Annotated in this window: 15 protein-coding genes; 14 read left to right on the top strand and 1 reads right to left on the bottom strand. The window is 53.2% G+C overall.

The window, feature by feature from the left end; all coding sequences use genetic code 11:
• Nucleotides 1-127 precede the first annotated feature (127 nt).
• The 14 genes from ACH0WD_RS16590 to ACH0WD_RS16655 all read left to right on the top strand — a co-directional run bounded on the left by ACH0WD_RS16590 (nt 128) and on the right by ACH0WD_RS16655 (nt 16045).
• The gene (locus ACH0WD_RS16590) at nt 128-820 is read left to right on the top strand and encodes a DUF421 domain-containing protein (RefSeq protein ID WP_000642868.1); all 693 of its coding nucleotides are present in this window, start codon (nt 128-130) and stop codon (nt 818-820) included.
• 185 nt (nt 821-1005) lie between these two features.
• Nucleotides 1006-2094 carry a 3-phosphoserine/phosphohydroxythreonine transaminase gene (gene serC, locus ACH0WD_RS16595; protein ID WP_000079590.1) on the top strand — a complete coding sequence of 363 codons (1089 nt, stop codon included), beginning with the start codon at nt 1006-1008 and terminating at the stop codon, nt 2092-2094.
• A gap of 70 nt (nt 2095-2164) precedes the next feature.
• Nucleotides 2165-3448, top strand: coding sequence for a 3-phosphoshikimate 1-carboxyvinyltransferase (gene aroA, locus ACH0WD_RS16600; protein WP_000445179.1), 1284 nt, complete (start codon nt 2165-2167; stop codon nt 3446-3448).
• A 142-nt stretch (nt 3449-3590) separates the two neighbouring features.
• Nucleotides 3591-4352, top strand: a complete 762-nt coding sequence (locus tag ACH0WD_RS16605) for a M48 family metallopeptidase (protein ID WP_000792301.1) — start codon at nt 3591-3593, stop codon at nt 4350-4352.
• Between the two features lie 172 nt (nt 4353-4524).
• Complete coding sequence (cmk, locus tag ACH0WD_RS16610; RefSeq protein WP_000125007.1) at nt 4525-5208, top strand: (d)CMP kinase; 684 nt, start codon at nt 4525-4527, stop codon at nt 5206-5208.
• A gap of 113 nt (nt 5209-5321) precedes the next feature.
• Nucleotides 5322-6995, top strand: a complete 1674-nt coding sequence (gene rpsA / locus ACH0WD_RS16615) for a 30S ribosomal protein S1 (RefSeq protein ID WP_000140324.1) — start codon at nt 5322-5324, stop codon at nt 6993-6995.
• 155 nt (nt 6996-7150) lie between these two features.
• Nucleotides 7151-7435 carry an integration host factor subunit beta gene (gene ihfB / locus ACH0WD_RS16620; protein WP_000167332.1) on the top strand — a complete coding sequence of 95 codons (285 nt, stop codon included), beginning with the start codon at nt 7151-7153 and terminating at the stop codon, nt 7433-7435.
• A 229-nt stretch (nt 7436-7664) separates the two neighbouring features.
• The gene (locus ACH0WD_RS16625) at nt 7665-9929 is read left to right on the top strand and encodes a ComEC family protein (RefSeq protein WP_000705787.1); all 2265 of its coding nucleotides are present in this window, start codon (nt 7665-7667) and stop codon (nt 9927-9929) included.
• A 36-nt stretch (nt 9930-9965) separates the two neighbouring features.
• Nucleotides 9966-11714 carry a lipid A ABC transporter ATP-binding protein/permease MsbA gene (gene msbA, locus ACH0WD_RS16630; protein ID WP_000551246.1) on the top strand — a complete coding sequence of 583 codons (1749 nt, stop codon included), beginning with the start codon at nt 9966-9968 and terminating at the stop codon, nt 11712-11714.
• Entirely contained in the window at nt 11711-12688 is a 978-nt protein-coding gene (gene lpxK / locus ACH0WD_RS16635) for a tetraacyldisaccharide 4'-kinase (RefSeq protein WP_000561696.1), read from the top strand. Before msbA ends, lpxK begins: the two co-directional genes overlap by 4 nt.
• Nucleotides 12689-12731: 43 nt before the next feature.
• Nucleotides 12732-13964: a winged helix-turn-helix domain-containing protein gene (locus ACH0WD_RS16640; protein WP_000056914.1), complete on the top strand. Its 1233-nt coding sequence runs from the start codon at nt 12732-12734 to the stop codon at nt 13962-13964.
• A gap of 51 nt (nt 13965-14015) precedes the next feature.
• Entirely contained in the window at nt 14016-14198 is a 183-nt protein-coding gene (gene ycaR, locus ACH0WD_RS16645; RefSeq protein WP_000350061.1) for a protein YcaR, read from the top strand.
• Nucleotides 14195-14941, top strand: coding sequence for a 3-deoxy-manno-octulosonate cytidylyltransferase (kdsB, locus tag ACH0WD_RS16650; protein ID WP_000011576.1), 747 nt, complete (start codon nt 14195-14197; stop codon nt 14939-14941). The genes ycaR and kdsB overlap by 4 nt, the downstream gene beginning before the upstream one ends.
• A 210-nt stretch (nt 14942-15151) precedes the next feature.
• Nucleotides 15152-16045, top strand: a complete 894-nt coding sequence (locus tag ACH0WD_RS16655) for a YcbJ family phosphotransferase (protein WP_000436894.1) — start codon at nt 15152-15154, stop codon at nt 16043-16045.
• Here the strand turns inward: ACH0WD_RS16655 and elyC are convergent.
• Nucleotides 16025-16801: an envelope biogenesis factor ElyC gene (elyC, locus tag ACH0WD_RS16660; protein WP_000899551.1), complete on the bottom strand. Its 777-nt coding sequence runs from the start codon at nt 16799-16801 to the stop codon at nt 16025-16027. The genes ACH0WD_RS16655 and elyC overlap by 21 nt on opposite strands.
• Nucleotides 16802-16804: the final 3 nt, after the last annotated feature.

Consider the following 16804-nt stretch of genomic DNA (forward strand, 5'->3'; position numbering starts at 1 on the left):
TTTTGTCGTACGGAAAGCGCGCAATGATACGGGTTTTATGTGACGGGCGCTATCTCGCCGGGACATCGGCGGAAATAAAAGTATTGGCTATGCTTTTACACTGGAATTCACAGGAAGAGCATAAAAAATGAAAGCATTTGATTTGCAACGAATGGCGCTGGATAACGTGCCGGTAGCGTTTTTGGGGGAAGTGGCGCTGCGTAGCTTTTACACCTTTGTTCTGGTGTTTCTTTTCTTAAAGGTGACAGGACGACGCGGCGTACGGCAAATGTCGCTTTTTGAAGTGCTGATCATTTTGACATTGGGATCGGCGGCAGGCGACGTCGCGTTTTATGATGACGTTCCGATGCTCCCTGTTCTGGTGGTATTCATCACCCTGGCGCTGCTCTATCGCCTGGTCATGTGGCTGATGGCGCATAGTGAAAAGTTGGAAGATCTGCTGGAAGGCAAGTCGGTGGTCATTGTTGAAGACGGCGAACTGGCGTGGGAAAAACTGCAGCGCTCGAACATGACGGAGTTTGAATTTTTTATGGAGCTTCGCTTGAATGGCGTTGAGCAACTGGGGCAGGTCAGACTGGCCATCCTGGAGACAAACGGACAAATCAGCGTCTATTTCTTTGAAAATAAAGACGTTAAGCCGGGGTTAAGCATTCTTCCTGAGCACTGTACGCCACGCTTTATCGTGGCGCCGGAGGCTGGCGACTATGCCTGCGTACGTTGCAGTGAAGTGATACGCATGAATGTCGGGGAAAAGCAATTATGTCCGCGCTGCGCAAATCCAGAATGGACGAAGGCAAGCCGGGCTAAACGCGTTGTTTAACAGCGAAAATATCGGATTTATACGGTGAATCCGGAAGATTCTGTTGTGTGACGCATGCCGCATTTTCTCCTCGCATTGTTTTACCCATTGCGGCGCGTGTCACTGAATGATAAAACCGATATTCACATGAATAACGTTTGCCTGATGTCTGTCAGGCAGGAAACAATGCAGCGTGGTGAGGGGAAATGGCTCAGGTCTTTAATTTTAGTTCAGGTCCGGCGATGCTACCGGCGGAAGTACTTAAACTGGCGCAACAGGAACTGCGTGACTGGCACGGTCTTGGTACGTCGGTAATGGAAATTAGCCATCGAGGCAAAGAGTTTATCCAGGTCGCTGAAGAGGCGGAGCAGGATTTTCGCGATCTCCTTAATATCCCCTCCAACTATAAAGTTTTATTTTGTCACGGCGGCGGTCGCGGGCAGTTTGCTGGCGTGCCGCTCAATCTGCTGGGCGATAAAACCACGGCGGATTATGTCGATGCCGGTTACTGGGCGGCGAGCGCCATCAAAGAAGCCAAAAAATACTGTGCGCCGCAGATTATCGACGCCAAAATCACCGTTGACGGCAAACGTGCCGTAAAACCGATGCGCGAGTGGCAGCTTTCCGATAACGCCGCTTATTTACACTATTGCCCGAATGAGACCATTGACGGCATCGCCATCGATGAAACGCCGGATTTTGGCCCGGAAGTGGTCGTCACGGCGGATTTTTCTTCTACCATCCTGTCTGCGCCGCTGGACGTCTCTCGCTATGGCGTAATTTATGCTGGCGCGCAGAAGAATATCGGTCCGGCAGGACTGACGCTGGTTATTGTCCGGGAGGATCTGTTAGGCAAGGCGCATGAGAGCTGCCCGTCCATCCTCGACTACACCGTCCTGAATGATAACGACTCGATGTTTAATACGCCGCCGACTTTCGCTTGGTATCTTTCCGGTCTGGTGTTCAAATGGTTGAAAGCGCAGGGCGGCGTGGCGGCGATGCACAAAATCAATCAGCAAAAAGCGGAGTTGCTGTACGGTGTGATTGATAACAGCGATTTCTACCGTAACGATGTCGCACAGGCCAACCGTTCGCGGATGAATGTTCCGTTCCAGTTAGCGGACAATGCGCTGGACAAGGTCTTTCTGGAAGAGTCTTTCGCCGCCGGTCTGCACGCCTTAAAAGGGCACCGTGTTGTTGGCGGGATGCGCGCCTCTATCTATAACGCCATGCCGATTGAAGGGGTAAAAGCGCTAACCGATTTCATGATCGATTTTGAGCGTCGCCACGGCTAATACGTTTCTTTTTTCATCCCCACGGCCAGTCTGTGGGGTTTTTATTTCTGTTTTTTGAGAGTTGAGTTTCATGGAATCCCTGACGTTACAACCCATCGCGCGGGTCGATGGCGCCATTAATTTACCTGGCTCCAAAAGTGTTTCAAACCGTGCTTTGCTCCTGGCGGCTTTAGCTTGTGGTAAAACCGTTCTGATGAATCTGCTGGATAGCGATGACGTCCGCCATATGCTCAATGCCCTGAGCGCGTTGGGGATCAATTACACCCTTTCTGCCGATCGCACCCGCTGTGATATCACGGGTAATGGCGGCGCATTACATGCGCCAGGCGCTCTGGAACTGTTTCTCGGTAATGCCGGAACCGCGATGCGTCCGTTAGCGGCAGCGCTATGTCTGGGGCAAAATGAGATAGTGTTAACCGGCGAACCGCGTATGAAAGAGCGTCCGATAGGCCATCTGGTCGATTCGCTGCGTCAGGGCGGGGCGAATATTGATTACCTGGAGCAGGAAAACTATCCGCCCCTGCGTCTGCGCGGCGGTTTTACCGGCGGCGACATTGAGGTTGATGGTAGCGTTTCCAGCCAGTTCCTGACCGCTCTGCTGATGACGGCGCCGCTGGCGCCTGAAGACACAATTATTCGCGTTAAAGGCGAACTGGTATCAAAACCTTACATCGATATCACGCTAAATTTAATGAAAACCTTTGGCGTGGAGATAGCGAACCATCACTACCAACAATTTGTCGTGAAGGGCGGTCAAAAGTATCACTCTCCAGGTCGCTATCTGGTCGAGGGCGATGCCTCGTCAGCGTCCTATTTTCTCGCCGCTGGGGCGATAAAAGGCGGCACGGTAAAAGTGACCGGGATTGGCCGCAAAAGTATGCAGGGCGATATTCGTTTTGCCGATGTGCTGGAGAAAATGGGCGCGACCATTACCTGGGGCGATGATTTTATTGCCTGCACGCGCGGCGAATTGCACGCCATAGATATGGATATGAACCATATTCCGGATGCGGCGATGACGATTGCCACCACGGCGCTGTTTGCGAAAGGAACCACGACGTTGCGCAATATTTATAACTGGCGAGTGAAAGAAACCGATCGCCTGTTCGCGATGGCGACCGAGCTACGTAAAGTGGGCGCTGAAGTCGAAGAAGGGCACGACTATATTCGTATCACGCCGCCGGCGAAGCTCCAACACGCGGATATTGGCACGTACAACGACCACCGTATGGCGATGTGTTTCTCACTGGTCGCACTGTCCGATACGCCAGTCACGATCCTGGACCCTAAATGTACCGCAAAAACGTTCCCTGATTATTTCGAACAACTGGCGCGAATGAGTACGCCTGCCTAAGTCTTCTGTTGCGCCAGTCGACGGGCTGGCGCGCCGAGTCCGTATTCGCACTATTTTTATAATTATGACTAATGCTAATTTGTTGATGATTTAACACATTGATTTATGTGTTTTTTATAATAGTTATCAACGGAAGATTAGTATGAAAAATAAATCATTATTACTGGCGGTGGCGATTTCCGCTACGCTACTGGCAGGATGTAAAAATGGCGTGAATGGCAATTTAATCGCCAGCTCCGGCATGTCAGCCTACAAAGCCGCCACACTGTCCGATGCGGATGTTAAAGCATTATCTAATAATGCCTGTAAACAAATGGACAGCGAGAATCAACTGGCAGGTTCGAAAAGCAAATACACCAAACGTCTGAGCAAAATCGCTAAAGCGCTGGGTAACAACATTGACGGTACGCCGGTTAGCTATAAAGTCTATATGACCAGCGATATCAACGCATGGGCGATGGCGAACGGTTGCGTTCGCGTATACTCCGGCCTGATGGATCTGATGACCGATAATGAAATTGAAGGCGTACTGGGCCATGAACTGGGGCATGTCTCTTTAGGGCACTCCCGCAAGGCAATGCAGACCGCCTATGCCACGCTGGCGGCTCGCGATGCGATTTCCGCCACCAGCGGCGTCGCAGCGCAGCTTTCCCAGTCTCAATTGGGCGATCTGGCGGAAGGCGTCATCAATTCGGCGTTTTCTCGCAGTCAGGAGTCGGATGCGGATGACTTCTCTTACGATCTGCTGAAAAAACGTGGGATTAACACCCAGGGCTTAGTCACGGCATTCGATAAATTCGCCACAATGGACGCAGGTCATGCAAAATCATTGATGGACTCCCACCCGGCCTCAGCCGATCGCGCGCAGCATATGCGCGACAGAATTGCCGAAGATAAAAAGTAAATCATTGTCATCTTTCGGGCTGGTTTCTCGCCAGCCCGCTATAATTGCGCAATTATTCCGCATCTGATTACAGACAAAACTGGTTTTTGCACGCAACGTTAACGGTCGCGAGCGTTGGCGCGTATAATGCGCGGCGTTTACGTTAACGGTACGCCTGTTTAAGGAGATAAAGATGACGGCAATTGCCCCGGTAATAACCATTGATGGCCCAAGCGGTGCAGGTAAAGGCACCTTGTGCAAAGCAATGGCGGAAGCATTGCAATGGCATCTGCTGGATTCCGGCGCGATATACCGCGTACTGGCGCTGGCGGCATTGCACCACCATGTCGATCTCGCCTCTGAAGATGCGTTGGTGCCGCTGGCGTCCCATCTGGACGTGCGTTTCGTCTCAACGGACGGCAACCTGGAAGTTATCCTGGAAGGCGAGGACGTTAGCGGCGAAATCCGTACGCAGGAAGTCGCGAACGCGGCATCCCAGGTGGCGGCATTCCCACGCGTGCGTGAAGCGCTTCTTCGCCGCCAACGCGCATTCCGCGAAGCGCCTGGTTTAATCGCCGATGGACGCGATATGGGGACCGTGGTCTTCCCGGATGCGCCGGTAAAAATTTTCCTTGACGCCTCCTCGGAGGAACGTGCGCATCGACGTATGCTACAGTTGCAGGAGAATGGCTTTAGTGTTAACTTTGAACGCCTTTTGGCCGAGATCAAGGAACGCGACGATCGCGATCGTAATCGCGCTGTAGCGCCGTTAGTTCCTGCTGCTGATGCATTAGTTTTGGATTCTACCCGATTAAGCATTGAGCAAGTGATTGAAAAAGCGTTACAATATGCGCGCCAAAAATTGGCTCTCGCTTAAATGCGACCGAATTTGTAGTACCCCCGTTGCAAAGGATTGACAGCGGGTATGTTAAACAACCCCATCCGGCACGGAGCCAGGTGGACGTTAAATATGAAACCTGAAGATTAAACATGACTGAATCTTTTGCTCAACTCTTTGAAGAATCCTTAAAAGAAATCGAAACCCGCCCGGGTTCCATCGTTCGTGGTGTTGTTGTTGCTATCGACAAAGACGTAGTACTGGTTGACGCCGGTCTGAAATCTGAGTCTGCCATTCCGGCTGAGCAGTTCAAAAACGCCCAGGGCGAACTGGAAATCCAGGTTGGTGACGAAGTTGACGTTGCTCTGGATGCAGTAGAAGACGGCTTCGGTGAAACTCTGCTCTCTCGTGAGAAAGCTAAACGTCACGAAGCATGGATCACGCTGGAAAAAGCTTACGAAGATGCTGAAACTGTTACCGGTGTTATCAACGGCAAAGTTAAGGGTGGCTTCACTGTTGAGCTGAACGGTATTCGCGCGTTCCTGCCAGGTTCTCTGGTAGACGTTCGTCCGGTGCGTGACACTCTGCACCTGGAAGGCAAAGAGCTTGAATTCAAAGTAATCAAGCTGGACCAGAAACGTAACAACGTTGTGGTTTCTCGTCGTGCCGTTATCGAATCCGAAAACAGCGCAGAACGCGATCAGCTGCTGGAAAACCTGCAGGAAGGCATGGAAGTTAAAGGTATCGTTAAGAACCTCACTGACTACGGTGCATTCGTTGATCTGGGCGGCGTTGACGGCCTGCTGCACATCACTGATATGGCCTGGAAACGCGTTAAGCATCCGAGCGAAATCGTGAACGTTGGCGACGAAATCAACGTGAAAGTGCTGAAATTCGACCGCGAGCGTACCCGTGTATCCCTGGGCCTGAAACAGCTGGGCGAAGATCCGTGGGTTGCTATCGCTAAACGTTATCCGGAAGGTACCAAACTGACCGGTCGCGTGACCAACCTGACCGACTACGGCTGCTTCGTTGAAATCGAAGAAGGCGTTGAAGGCCTGGTTCACGTTTCCGAAATGGACTGGACCAACAAAAACATCCACCCGTCCAAAGTGGTTAACGTTGGCGACGTAGTGGAAGTGATGGTTCTGGATATCGACGAAGAACGTCGTCGTATCTCCCTGGGTCTGAAGCAGTGCAAATCTAACCCGTGGCAGCAGTTCGCAGAAACCCACAACAAGGGCGACCGCGTTGAAGGTAAAATCAAGTCTATCACTGACTTCGGTATCTTCATCGGCCTGGACGGCGGCATCGACGGCCTGGTTCACCTGTCTGACATCTCCTGGAACGTTGCAGGCGAAGAAGCAGTTCGTGAATACAAAAAAGGCGACGAAATCGCTGCAGTTGTTCTGCAGGTTGACGCAGAACGTGAACGTATCTCCCTGGGCGTTAAACAGCTCGCAGAAGATCCGTTCAACAACTGGGTTGCTCTGAACAAGAAAGGCGCTATCGTAACCGGTAAAGTCACTGCAGTTGACGCGAAAGGCGCAACCGTAGAACTGGCTGACGGCGTTGAAGGTTACCTGCGTGCTTCTGAAGCATCCCGTGACCGCGTTGAAGATGCGACTCTGGTTCTGAGCGTTGGCGACGACGTTGAAGCTAAATTCACCGGCGTTGATCGTAAAAACCGCGCAATCAGCCTGTCTGTTCGTGCGAAAGACGAAGCTGACGAGAAAGATGCCATCGCAACTGTTAACAAACAGGAAGATGCAAACTTCTCTAACAACGCAATGGCTGAAGCATTCAAAGCAGCTAAAGGCGAGTAATCCTCTGAAACTTCGGGCCTTTTAGTCCGAAGTATAACGAGATTACTTGACAGATTGCAGGTTTCGGCCTGTAATCAAGCACTAAGGGCGGCTACGGCCGCCCTTAATCAATCTCACGGCTGCAGCCAATTTGCCTTTAAGGAACCGGAGGAATCATGACCAAGTCAGAATTGATTGAAAGACTTGCAACCCAGCAATCTCACATTCCCGCTAAGGCGGTTGAAGACGCGGTAAAAGAGATGCTGGAGCATATGGCCTCGACTCTTGCGCAGGGCGAGCGTATTGAAATCCGCGGTTTCGGCAGTTTTTCTTTGCATTACCGCGCGCCTCGTACCGGACGTAACCCTAAGACCGGCGATAAAGTGGAACTGGAAGGAAAATACGTTCCTCACTTTAAACCGGGTAAAGAACTGCGCGATCGCGCCAATATTTACGGTTAAGTTTTAACGCAAAACTTGAACCCGAAAAAAGCACCGTCAGGGTGCTTTTTTCATTTATACGCCGTCAGGCGCAAACGCTATTCGACCGAAAACTGGAAAACGTTTCGCATTTTTTGCTGCGTCTTACATTTATCAGGTAAAAAACCTGGAATCCGCGCCGTATAGCACAAAATCCCCTCCAGACAATGGCGTCCTGAACCTGCACACTTTCCCGCACAGGGAGGTGTCTATGAAGATAACGACGGTCAGCGTATGCGTAGTATGCGGCATACTTCCGCTCATGATATTGCCAGTATTACCTGATACGTGGATTCTCGCGGTGCTGTTTTGTCTGGCATGTTTGCTGTGCCTCATACCCCATCACTATGCGCGCTACGCGGCATTAACCTTGCTCTTTTTCATGTGGGGGATATTTGCCGCCAGGCAGGCCATCTGGGCGGGAAACGTCCTGCCCGCCGCGACGCAGGAGGCGACAGTCGTCATTACTGCCACCGATCATATGACCACTCATTATGGGCGAATCACCCATTTGCGCGGAAAGCCGCTCTTTCCTGCTGTAGGGATTGTCCTGCATGGCCAGTACTTACCCACGGAAGTGTGTGCCGGGCAACAGTGGGCGATGACGCTGAAGGTCAGAGCGGTACACGGACAGCTTAACGAAGGCGGTTTTGATAGCCAACGTTACGCGCTGGCGCAGCATCAACCGTTGACCGGGCGTTTTCTACAGGCTAAAGCGATTAACCCTGAGTGTAGCTTGCGAGGGCGCTATCTTGCTTCGCTTCGCGCTACGCTTGCGCCTTATCCGTGGCAGCAGGTTATTCTGGCGTTGGGAATGGGGGAGCGGGGAGCTGTGTCGCAGGAGGTGAAGGCCGTTATGCGCGATACGGGGACTGCCCATTTGATGGCGATTTCCGGCCTGCATATCGCTTTTGCCGCGTTATTGGCTGCCGGATTAATCCGTGGCGGACAATTCTTTTTGCCGGTCAGATGGATTCGTTGGCAGACGCCATTGCTGGGCGGCATTCTTTGCGCGATATGTTATGCCTGGCTTACCGGCTTACAACCGCCTGCGCTGCGCACGGTGGCGGCGCTGAGCGTCTGGGGAGGATTAAAATTAAGCGGACGACAGTGGAGCGGCTGGCAAGTCTGGTGCTGCTGTCTGGCCGCGATTATTTTCGCCGATCCTGTAGCGGTTATATCACAAAGCCTTTGGCTGTCAGCATTTGCGGTTGCCGGCCTGTTATTCTGGTATCAGTGGTTTCCTGCGCCAAACGGAAATTTTCCACGGGGCGTACGCTGGTTGCTTAACCTGCTTCACCTACAGGCAGGCATTACACTTCTGCTTTTGCCTCTCCAGGTGGCGCTTTTTCATGGCATAAGCGTTACCGCAATGCTGGCGAATCTTTTTGCCGTACCCTGGGTCACATTTGTGACGGTTCCACTCATCCTGGCGGGAATGATTCTGCATTTAACCGGGCCGTTTTTTCTTGAAGAGTGGGTATGGTACCTGACCGATCGCGCGTTAGCCGCGCTATTTTACCTGTTGAATGCTTTACCGCAGGGCTGGGTCAATATTGATAACCGTTGGCAGTGGCTGACGCTTTTACCCTGGCTAACGCTTATCGCGTGGCGATTAAACGTCTGGCGTACCTGTCCGGCGGTCTGTTTATGCGGGTTATTGTTGATGAGCTGGCCACTCTGGCGGCCGATAAACGCCAGCGGATGGCAGGTGCATATGCTGGATGTCGGTCAGGGGCTGGCGATAGCGATCGTCAGGGGCGATAAAGTAATACTCTACGATACCGGTCGGGCATGGCCGGAGGGCGACAGCGGGCAACAGGTTATTATTCCCTGGTTGCGCTGGCATAATCTGACGCCGGAGGGCGTTATTTTGAGTCATGAGCATCTGGATCATCGGGGCGGGCTGCGTTCGCTACAGCAGGTCTGGCCGTCAATGTGGATTCGCAGCCCGTTAGGCTGGCAGGGACATTTGCCCTGTTTTCGCGGCGAGCAGTGGCAATGGCAGGGGCTAACGTTTCAGGCGCACTGGCCGTTACGCGAAAGTGCCGATCGAGGAAATAACCGTTCTTGTGTGGTCAAAGTGGATGACGGTGTACATAGCATCCTGCTCACGGGCGATATCGAAGCGGGCGCTGAACAAAAAATGCTAAGTCGTTACTGGCGACATCTTGCGGCGACGTTTATCCAGGTGCCGCATCATGGTAGTAATACGTCGTCGTCGCTACCATTTATTCAGCGCGTACATGGTGAAGCGGCGCTGGCGTCCGCATCGCGCTATAACGCATGGCGGCTGCCGTCCCGCAAGGTAAAACAGCGCTACCGACAGCAGGCGTATCAGTGGTTTGATACACCCCACCAGGGGCAAATTTCGCTGCTGTTTTCTCCGCAGGGCTGGCGCATACAAGGCTTACGGGATCAAATTTTACCTCGCTGGTATCATCAGTGGTTTGGCGTGTCCGAGGATAACGGGTAGAATATGCGGCTATTTCAACAAATGCTGGTTTTTTGAATGCATAACGATAAAGATCTCTCTACGTGGCAGACCTTCCGCCGACTGTGGCCAACCATAGCGCCTTTTAAAGCAGGTCTGATCGTGGCGGGCATAGCGTTAATTCTCAACGCAGCCAGCGATACCTTCATGCTATCGCTCCTCAAGCCATTACTGGATGATGGTTTCGGTAAAACGGATCGCTCAGTGTTGCTGTGGATGCCGCTGGTGGTTATTGGGCTGATGATATTACGAGGCATCACTAGCTATATCTCCAGCTACTGTATTTCATGGGTGTCAGGCAAGGTGGTAATGACCATGCGCCGTCGCCTGTTTGGCCATATGATGGGAATGCCCGTCGCTTTCTTTGATAAACAGTCTACCGGTACGCTGCTGTCGCGTATTACATACGATTCAGAACAGGTTGCCTCTTCTTCATCTGGCGCGCTGATTACCGTGGTGCGTGAAGGGGCATCGATCATCGGATTGTTTATCATGATGTTCTATTACAGCTGGCAGCTGTCGATCATCCTGGTTGTTTTAGCGCCGATTGTGTCGATTGCAATTCGCGTTGTCTCAAAGCGGTTCCGCAGCATCAGTAAAAATATGCAGAACACGATGGGACAAGTGACTACCAGCGCTGAACAAATGCTGAAAGGACACAAAGAGGTACTGATTTTTGGCGGTCAGGAAGTCGAAACTAAACGCTTTGATAAAGTCAGCAATAAGATGCGACTGCAAGGCATGAAAATGGTCTCTGCCTCGTCAATTTCCGATCCTATCATTCAGCTCATTGCCTCGCTGGCGCTGGCGTTTGTCCTCTATGCTGCGAGCTTCCCAAGCGTAATGGATAGCCTGACGGCTGGGACCATCACCGTGGTGTTCTCCTCCATGATCGCGCTGATGCGTCCATTAAAATCGCTGACAAACGTTAACGCGCAGTTCCAGCGTGGGATGGCGGCTTGTCAGACGTTGTTTGCGATTCTGGACAGCGAACAGGAGAAAGATGAAGGTAAACGTGTCATTGACCGCGCGACCGGCGATCTCGAATTCCGCAATGTGACGTTTACTTACCCGGGCCGTGAAGTGCCGGCATTGCGTAACATCAATTTGAAAATTCCTGCCGGGAAAACCGTGGCGCTGGTGGGGCGTTCCGGATCGGGTAAATCAACTATCGCCAGTCTGATCACCCGTTTCTACGATATTGATGAAGGACACATCCTGATGGATGGTCACGATCTACGCGAATACACTCTGGCCTCTCTACGTAATCAGGTGGCGCTGGTTTCGCAAAACGTACATCTGTTTAACGACACGGTCGCCAATAACATTGCTTATGCCCGGACGGAAGAATACAGCCGCGAGCAGATTGAAGAGGCGGCGCGCATGGCCTATGCCATGGACTTTATCAACAAGATGGATAATGGCCTGGATACCATCATCGGCGAAAACGGCGTGCTGCTTTCCGGCGGTCAACGCCAGCGTATCGCGATTGCCCGCGCCTTACTGCGCGACAGCCCGATTCTGATCCTTGATGAAGCTACGTCCGCGCTGGATACCGAATCTGAACGTGCGATTCAGGCAGCGTTGGATGAGCTGCAGAAAAACCGTACCTCTCTGGTGATTGCGCACCGTCTCTCCACCATCGAACAGGCGGATGAGATCGTTGTGGTCGAAGACGGCATTATCGTTGAGCGCGGCACTCATAGCGAGCTGCTGGCGCAACACGGCGTTTACGCCCAGCTACATAAGATGCAATTTGGCCAATGATTGCGCGTATCTGGTCGGGTGAGTCCCCGCTATGGCGGTTACTGCTGCCGCTCTCCTGGCTGTATGGCCTGGTGAGCGGGGCGATTCGTCTGAGCTATAAGCTTGGTTTGAAACGCGCCTGGCGAGCGCCAGTACCGGTGGTTGTGGTAGGGAATCTTACGGCTGGCGGTAACGGTAAAACCCCCGTAGTTATTTGGCTGGTGGAAAAGCTGCAACAGCGTGGCGTGCGCGTGGGGGTCGTTTCCCGCGGCTACGGCGGGAAAGCTGCCGCTTATCCGCTACTTCTGACGCCGGAGACGACAACCGCAGAAGCGGGAGATGAACCGGTATTGATTTATCAACGGACCGGCGCGCCTGTCGCGGTAGCGCCTGAACGCGCCGCGGCGGTGAAAGCGATTCTGGCGGCGCATAATGTGCAGATTATTATCACTGACGATGGGTTGCAGCATTACCGACTCGCGCGAGATATTGAAATTGTGGTGATTGACGGGGTGCGCCGTTTTGGCAACGGCTGGTGGCTTCCTGCCGGTCCTATGCGCGAGCGCGCCAGTCGCCTGAAAACCGTAGACGCCGCTATCGTGAATGGCGGCGTCGCCCGGGCTGGCGAAATCCCCATGCAGCTAGCGCCTGGACTGGCGGTGAACTTACGTACGGGAGCGCGTTGCGATGTGGCGCAACTGAGCAATATTGTGGCGATGGCGGGCATCGGTCATCCGCCGCGCTTTTTCGCCACGCTGGAAGCCTGTGGCGCGCATCCGCAAAAGTGCGTCCCGCTGGCCGATCATCAAACGCTCGCCCCTGCTGACGTTCAGGCGTTGGTCGGTGAAGGGCAGACCCTGGTAATGACGGAAAAAGACGCGGTGAAATGCCGTGCTTTTGCCGAAGATAACTGGTGGTTCTTACCGGTTGATGCGCATTTGTCCGGTGAGCAGCCTGATAAGTTGCTTCAACATATCACCTCGCTGGTTCGCTAGCGTCCCCCAATGCAGCGGCAGTGATGAATTTATGGAGTCATGAATGTCATTGCCGTACCTTTCTCTTTCCCAGGCCCGTTGTCTTCACCTTGCTGCGCAGGGGCTATTGAAAAAGCCGCGCCGTAACGCGCTGCCTGGCGATGTTCTTGCCGCCATCTCACGCATGGCGTTGCTGCAAATTGATACCATCAATGTTGTCGCACGTAGCCCCTATCTGGTGCTGTTTAGCCGTCTCGGTTCGTACCCGCAGGCCTGGCTGGATGAGGCGCTGCGACGCGGCGAGTTAATGGAATACTGGGCGCATGAGGCCTGTTTCTTACCACGCCGCGACTTTAAACTTATCCGCCATCGTATGCTGTCGCCGGAAAAGATGGGCTGGAAATATCGCGCGGCATGGATGCATGAGCACGCGGAAGAAATAGAACAGCTAGTGCGGCATATTCAGGAGCACGGTCCGGTGCGTTCTGCCGATTTTGAACATGCGCAGAAAGGCGTCAGCGGCTGGTGGGAATGGAAACCACATAAACGCCACCTTGAGGGTTTATTTACCGCCGGAAAAGTCATGGTTGTTGAGCGGCGTAATTTTCAACGTGTATATGATTTAACGCCCCGTGTGATGCCGGACTGGGATGATGAACGCGATGGACTGTCACAGTCGCAGGCGGAAAGCCTGATGCTGGATAATAGCGCGCGCAGTCTGGGGATTTTCCGTGAACAGTGGCTGGCGGATTACTACCGCCTGAAACGTCCTGACCTGAAGGGATGGCGGGAGAGCCGGGCGGAACAGCAGCAGATTATTCCGGTCGAGGTGGAAACGTTGGGGCGGATGTGGCTTCATGCCGATCTTCTTTCGCAGCTTGAAACGGCGCTGAATAACGCCTTAAAGGCGACCCATAGCGCAGTGCTGTCGCCTTTCGATCCTGTGGTATGGGATCGCAAGCGGGCAGCGCAGCTTTTCGGATTTAACTATCGGCTGGAATGTTATACGCCTGCGGCGAAGCGCCAGTACGGTTATTTTGTGCTGCCGCTATTATACCAGGGCCGTTTAGTCGGGCGAATGGATGCCAAAATGCATCGTAAAACAGGGGTGCTTGAGGTTATCTCGCTGTATCTGGAGGACGATATTCGTCCTGGCGTTAATCTGCAAAAAGGAATCTGGCAGGCGATTAGCGCGTTTGCTGCCTGGCAACGGGCATCGCGCGTGACGCTGGGACAATGTCCGCCAGGCCTGTTTAGCGCCATGCGTCATGGCTGGGAAATAGACCCTGCACCATAACCGATTATGTTAATATTGAAGGATTCACAATCCGGTCCATCTGGAGGAACTATGGATCATCGTCTGCTTGAAATCATCGCCTGCCCGGTATGTAACGGCAAACTCTGGTATAACCAGGAACAGCAAGAATTAATTTGCAAACTGGATAATCTCGCTTTCCCGTTACGCGACGGCATTCCTGTATTGCTGGAAAATGAAGCTCGCGCCCTGACATCTGATGAGAGTAAATCATGAGTTTCGTCGTCATCATTCCGGCCCGTTTTTCATCTACCCGACTGCCAGGCAAACCATTAGTGGATATTAATGGTAAGCCCATGATTGTTCATGTCCTGGAGCGGGCGCGCGAATCTGGCGCGGAACGCATTATTGTCGCGACCGATCATGAAGACGTGGCTCGTGCGGTAGAAGCGGCTGGCGGCGAAGTGTGCATGACGCGCGCCGATCACCAGTCCGGCACCGAACGGTTGGCGGAAGTGGTAGAGAAGTGCGGATTCAGCGACGATACCGTTATTGTGAACGTTCAGGGCGATGAGCCGATGATCCCGGCGGTTATTATTCGCCAGGTCGCGGAAAATCTGGCGCAGCGCCAGGTTGGCATGGCGACGCTGGCGGTGCCGATTCACAGCGCCGAAGAAGCGTTTAACCCGAATGCGGTAAAAGTCGTGTTGGATGCCGAAGGCTATGCGCTTTACTTTTCCCGAGCGACGATTCCCTGGGATCGCGACCGCTTTGCAAAAAGTCTGGAAACGGTAGGGGATACTTGCCTGCGTCACTTGGGTATTTACGGCTATCGCGCGGGATTTATCCGCCGTTACGTGAGCTGGCAACCCAGCCCGCTGGAACATATTGAAATGCTGGAGCAACTCCGTGTGCTGTGGTACGGCGAAAAAATTCATGTCGCCGTCGCCAAAGCGGTGCCCGGCACGGGCGTAGACACCGCCGACGACCTGGAGCGCGTACGCGCTGAAATGCGTTAACATGATCCTGTTCATGATCGTCTTAGACGGTCATGAACAGCGCGGTATGATAGCGCAAAGATGAATACTCACGTCTGCTCATCAGTGGCGGCTTTCTCGTACCGTTACGATTTTCCTCATTTTTCTTTTCTTCCCTTGATCTGATACGGGTGACATCTGTCCATACGACGCTCATTATTAAAGCAGTAGCACTAATGGGGGTAATCTGGAATGGAACAGTTGCGGGCCGAACTCAGTCATTTGTTGGGTGAAAAACTTAGCCGTATAGAGTGCGTGAATGAGAAAGCGGATTCCGCATTGTGGTCATTATATGACAGCCAGGGAAATCCGATGCCGCTGATGGCGCGAAGTTTTACCACTCCTGGCGTTGCGCAGCAACTGGCATGGAAAACCTCAATGCTGGCGCGTAGCGGTACGGTGAGGATGCCGGTAATCTATGGCGTATTGACGCATGAAGAGCATCCTGGTCCGGATGTGCTGCTACTGGAACGACTGCGCGGTGTGCCGGTCGAGGCGCCGGCGCGCACTCCGGAACGCTGGGAACAGCTAAAAGATCAGATTGTCGAAGGATTGTTAGCCTGGCATCGGCAGGATAGCCGCGGTTGCGTTGGCGCCGTAGACCATACTCAGGAGAATATCTGGCCTTCCTGGTATCGTCAGCGGGTGGAGGTGCTGTGGACGACGCTAAATCAGTTCAGCAATACCGGCCTGACGATGCAGGACAGACGCATTCTGTTTCGTACCAGAGAATGTCTTCCTTCGTTATTTGAAGGGTTTAACGACAACTGCGTACTGGTGCATGGCAACTTCTGCCTGCGCAGTATGCTTAAAGACGCCCGTAGCGATCAGCTTCTGGCGATGGTCGGCCCCGGGCTGATGCTGTGGGCGCCGAGAGAGTTCGAACTGTTTCGCCTGATGGATAATCCATTGGCGGAGGGATTGCTTTGGCATTATCTGCAACGCGCGCCAGTGGCGGAGTCATTCATCTGGCGGCGTTGGCTCTATGTGCTGTGGGACGAGGTTGCGCAATTGGTCAATACCGGACGTTTTAACCGTACCAATTTTGATCTGGCGGCGAAATCATTACTCCCCTGGCTTGCCTGATATGCCTTTCAGCCATTGCCAAAGTCGTCCTAAGGTTTCATACCCAGCGCGATCGCTGTGCATCAGCCAGACCGGGGACGGAATTGCCCGCTCCCAGGGATTGAGCGGCGAATCGATCGCCAACTGATTCGCCGGCGCGGGAAGCGGATTCAGCCCGGCATGCTGAAAGAAAATCATCGCACGCGGCAAATGCGAGGCGGAGGTTACCAACAGGAAAGGGGCGTCGCCGATGGCCTGCTTAACGGCGACGGCTTCTTCTTCCGTATCTTTTGGCTTATCCAGCGTAATAATATCGCTACGCGGTACGCCCAGCGACTGCGCCACCCGCGCACCGACTTCCGCCGTGCTTACCGTATTGGTTTTTGCTACGCCGCCGGTAAAAATCAGCTTTGCTCCCGGATTCGCGCGCCACAGCCGGATGCCTTCCGCCAGCCGCGGCAAGCTGTTGTTAATTAAATTAGAGCTCGGCGCCCACTGCGGGTTCCAGGTATAGCCGCCGCCGAGAACCACAATATATTCCACCTTTTGCGGACCCTGCCAGGTAGGGTAGCGGTTTTCTATCGGACGCAGCAAATGGTCGGAAACGGGTTGCAGGCTTAATAGCAATAGCGCCAGCCAACCTACGCTGATAAATACTTTTCCGGTCTTCTGAAAGCGGCTAAACCAGAGCAGCGCCAGGCCGACACCAATGATCAGCAACATCAGCGGAAGCGGCAATAACATACCGCCAATCACTTTCTTTAGCGTAAAAAGCATCCT

This window comes from Salmonella sp. 2020_1395, assembly GCF_043848115.1.
Classification (GTDB): domain Bacteria; phylum Pseudomonadota; class Gammaproteobacteria; order Enterobacterales; family Enterobacteriaceae; genus Salmonella; species Salmonella enterica.

Excerpts from the sequence above, each read along its gene's own strand:
- rpsA (WP_000140324.1), top strand. The coding sequence starts at position 5,322 with ATGACTGAATCTTTTGCTCAACTCTTTGAAGAATCCTTAAAAGAAATC.
- ACH0WD_RS16625 (WP_000705787.1), top strand. The coding sequence starts at position 7,665 with ATGAAGATAACGACGGTCAGCGTATGCGTAGTATGCGGCATACTTCCG.
- msbA (WP_000551246.1), top strand. The coding sequence starts at position 9,966 with ATGCATAACGATAAAGATCTCTCTACGTGGCAGACCTTCCGCCGACTG.
- kdsB (WP_000011576.1), top strand. The coding sequence starts at position 14,195 with ATGAGTTTCGTCGTCATCATTCCGGCCCGTTTTTCATCTACCCGACTG.
- ycaR (WP_000350061.1), top strand. The coding sequence starts at position 14,016 with ATGGATCATCGTCTGCTTGAAATCATCGCCTGCCCGGTATGTAACGGC.
- serC (WP_000079590.1), top strand. The coding sequence starts at position 1,006 with ATGGCTCAGGTCTTTAATTTTAGTTCAGGTCCGGCGATGCTACCGGCG.
- ACH0WD_RS16590 (WP_000642868.1), top strand. The coding sequence starts at position 128 with ATGAAAGCATTTGATTTGCAACGAATGGCGCTGGATAACGTGCCGGTA.
- ihfB (WP_000167332.1), top strand. The coding sequence starts at position 7,151 with ATGACCAAGTCAGAATTGATTGAAAGACTTGCAACCCAGCAATCTCAC.
- aroA (WP_000445179.1), top strand. The coding sequence starts at position 2,165 with ATGGAATCCCTGACGTTACAACCCATCGCGCGGGTCGATGGCGCCATT.
- elyC (WP_000899551.1), bottom strand. The coding sequence starts at position 16,801 with ATGCTTTTTACGCTAAAGAAAGTGATTGGCGGTATGTTATTGCCGCTT.
- ACH0WD_RS16655 (WP_000436894.1), top strand. The coding sequence starts at position 15,152 with ATGGAACAGTTGCGGGCCGAACTCAGTCATTTGTTGGGTGAAAAACTT.
- lpxK (WP_000561696.1), top strand. The coding sequence starts at position 11,711 with ATGATTGCGCGTATCTGGTCGGGTGAGTCCCCGCTATGGCGGTTACTG.
- cmk (WP_000125007.1), top strand. The coding sequence starts at position 4,525 with ATGACGGCAATTGCCCCGGTAATAACCATTGATGGCCCAAGCGGTGCA.
- ACH0WD_RS16640 (WP_000056914.1), top strand. The coding sequence starts at position 12,732 with ATGTCATTGCCGTACCTTTCTCTTTCCCAGGCCCGTTGTCTTCACCTT.
- ACH0WD_RS16605 (WP_000792301.1), top strand. The coding sequence starts at position 3,591 with ATGAAAAATAAATCATTATTACTGGCGGTGGCGATTTCCGCTACGCTA.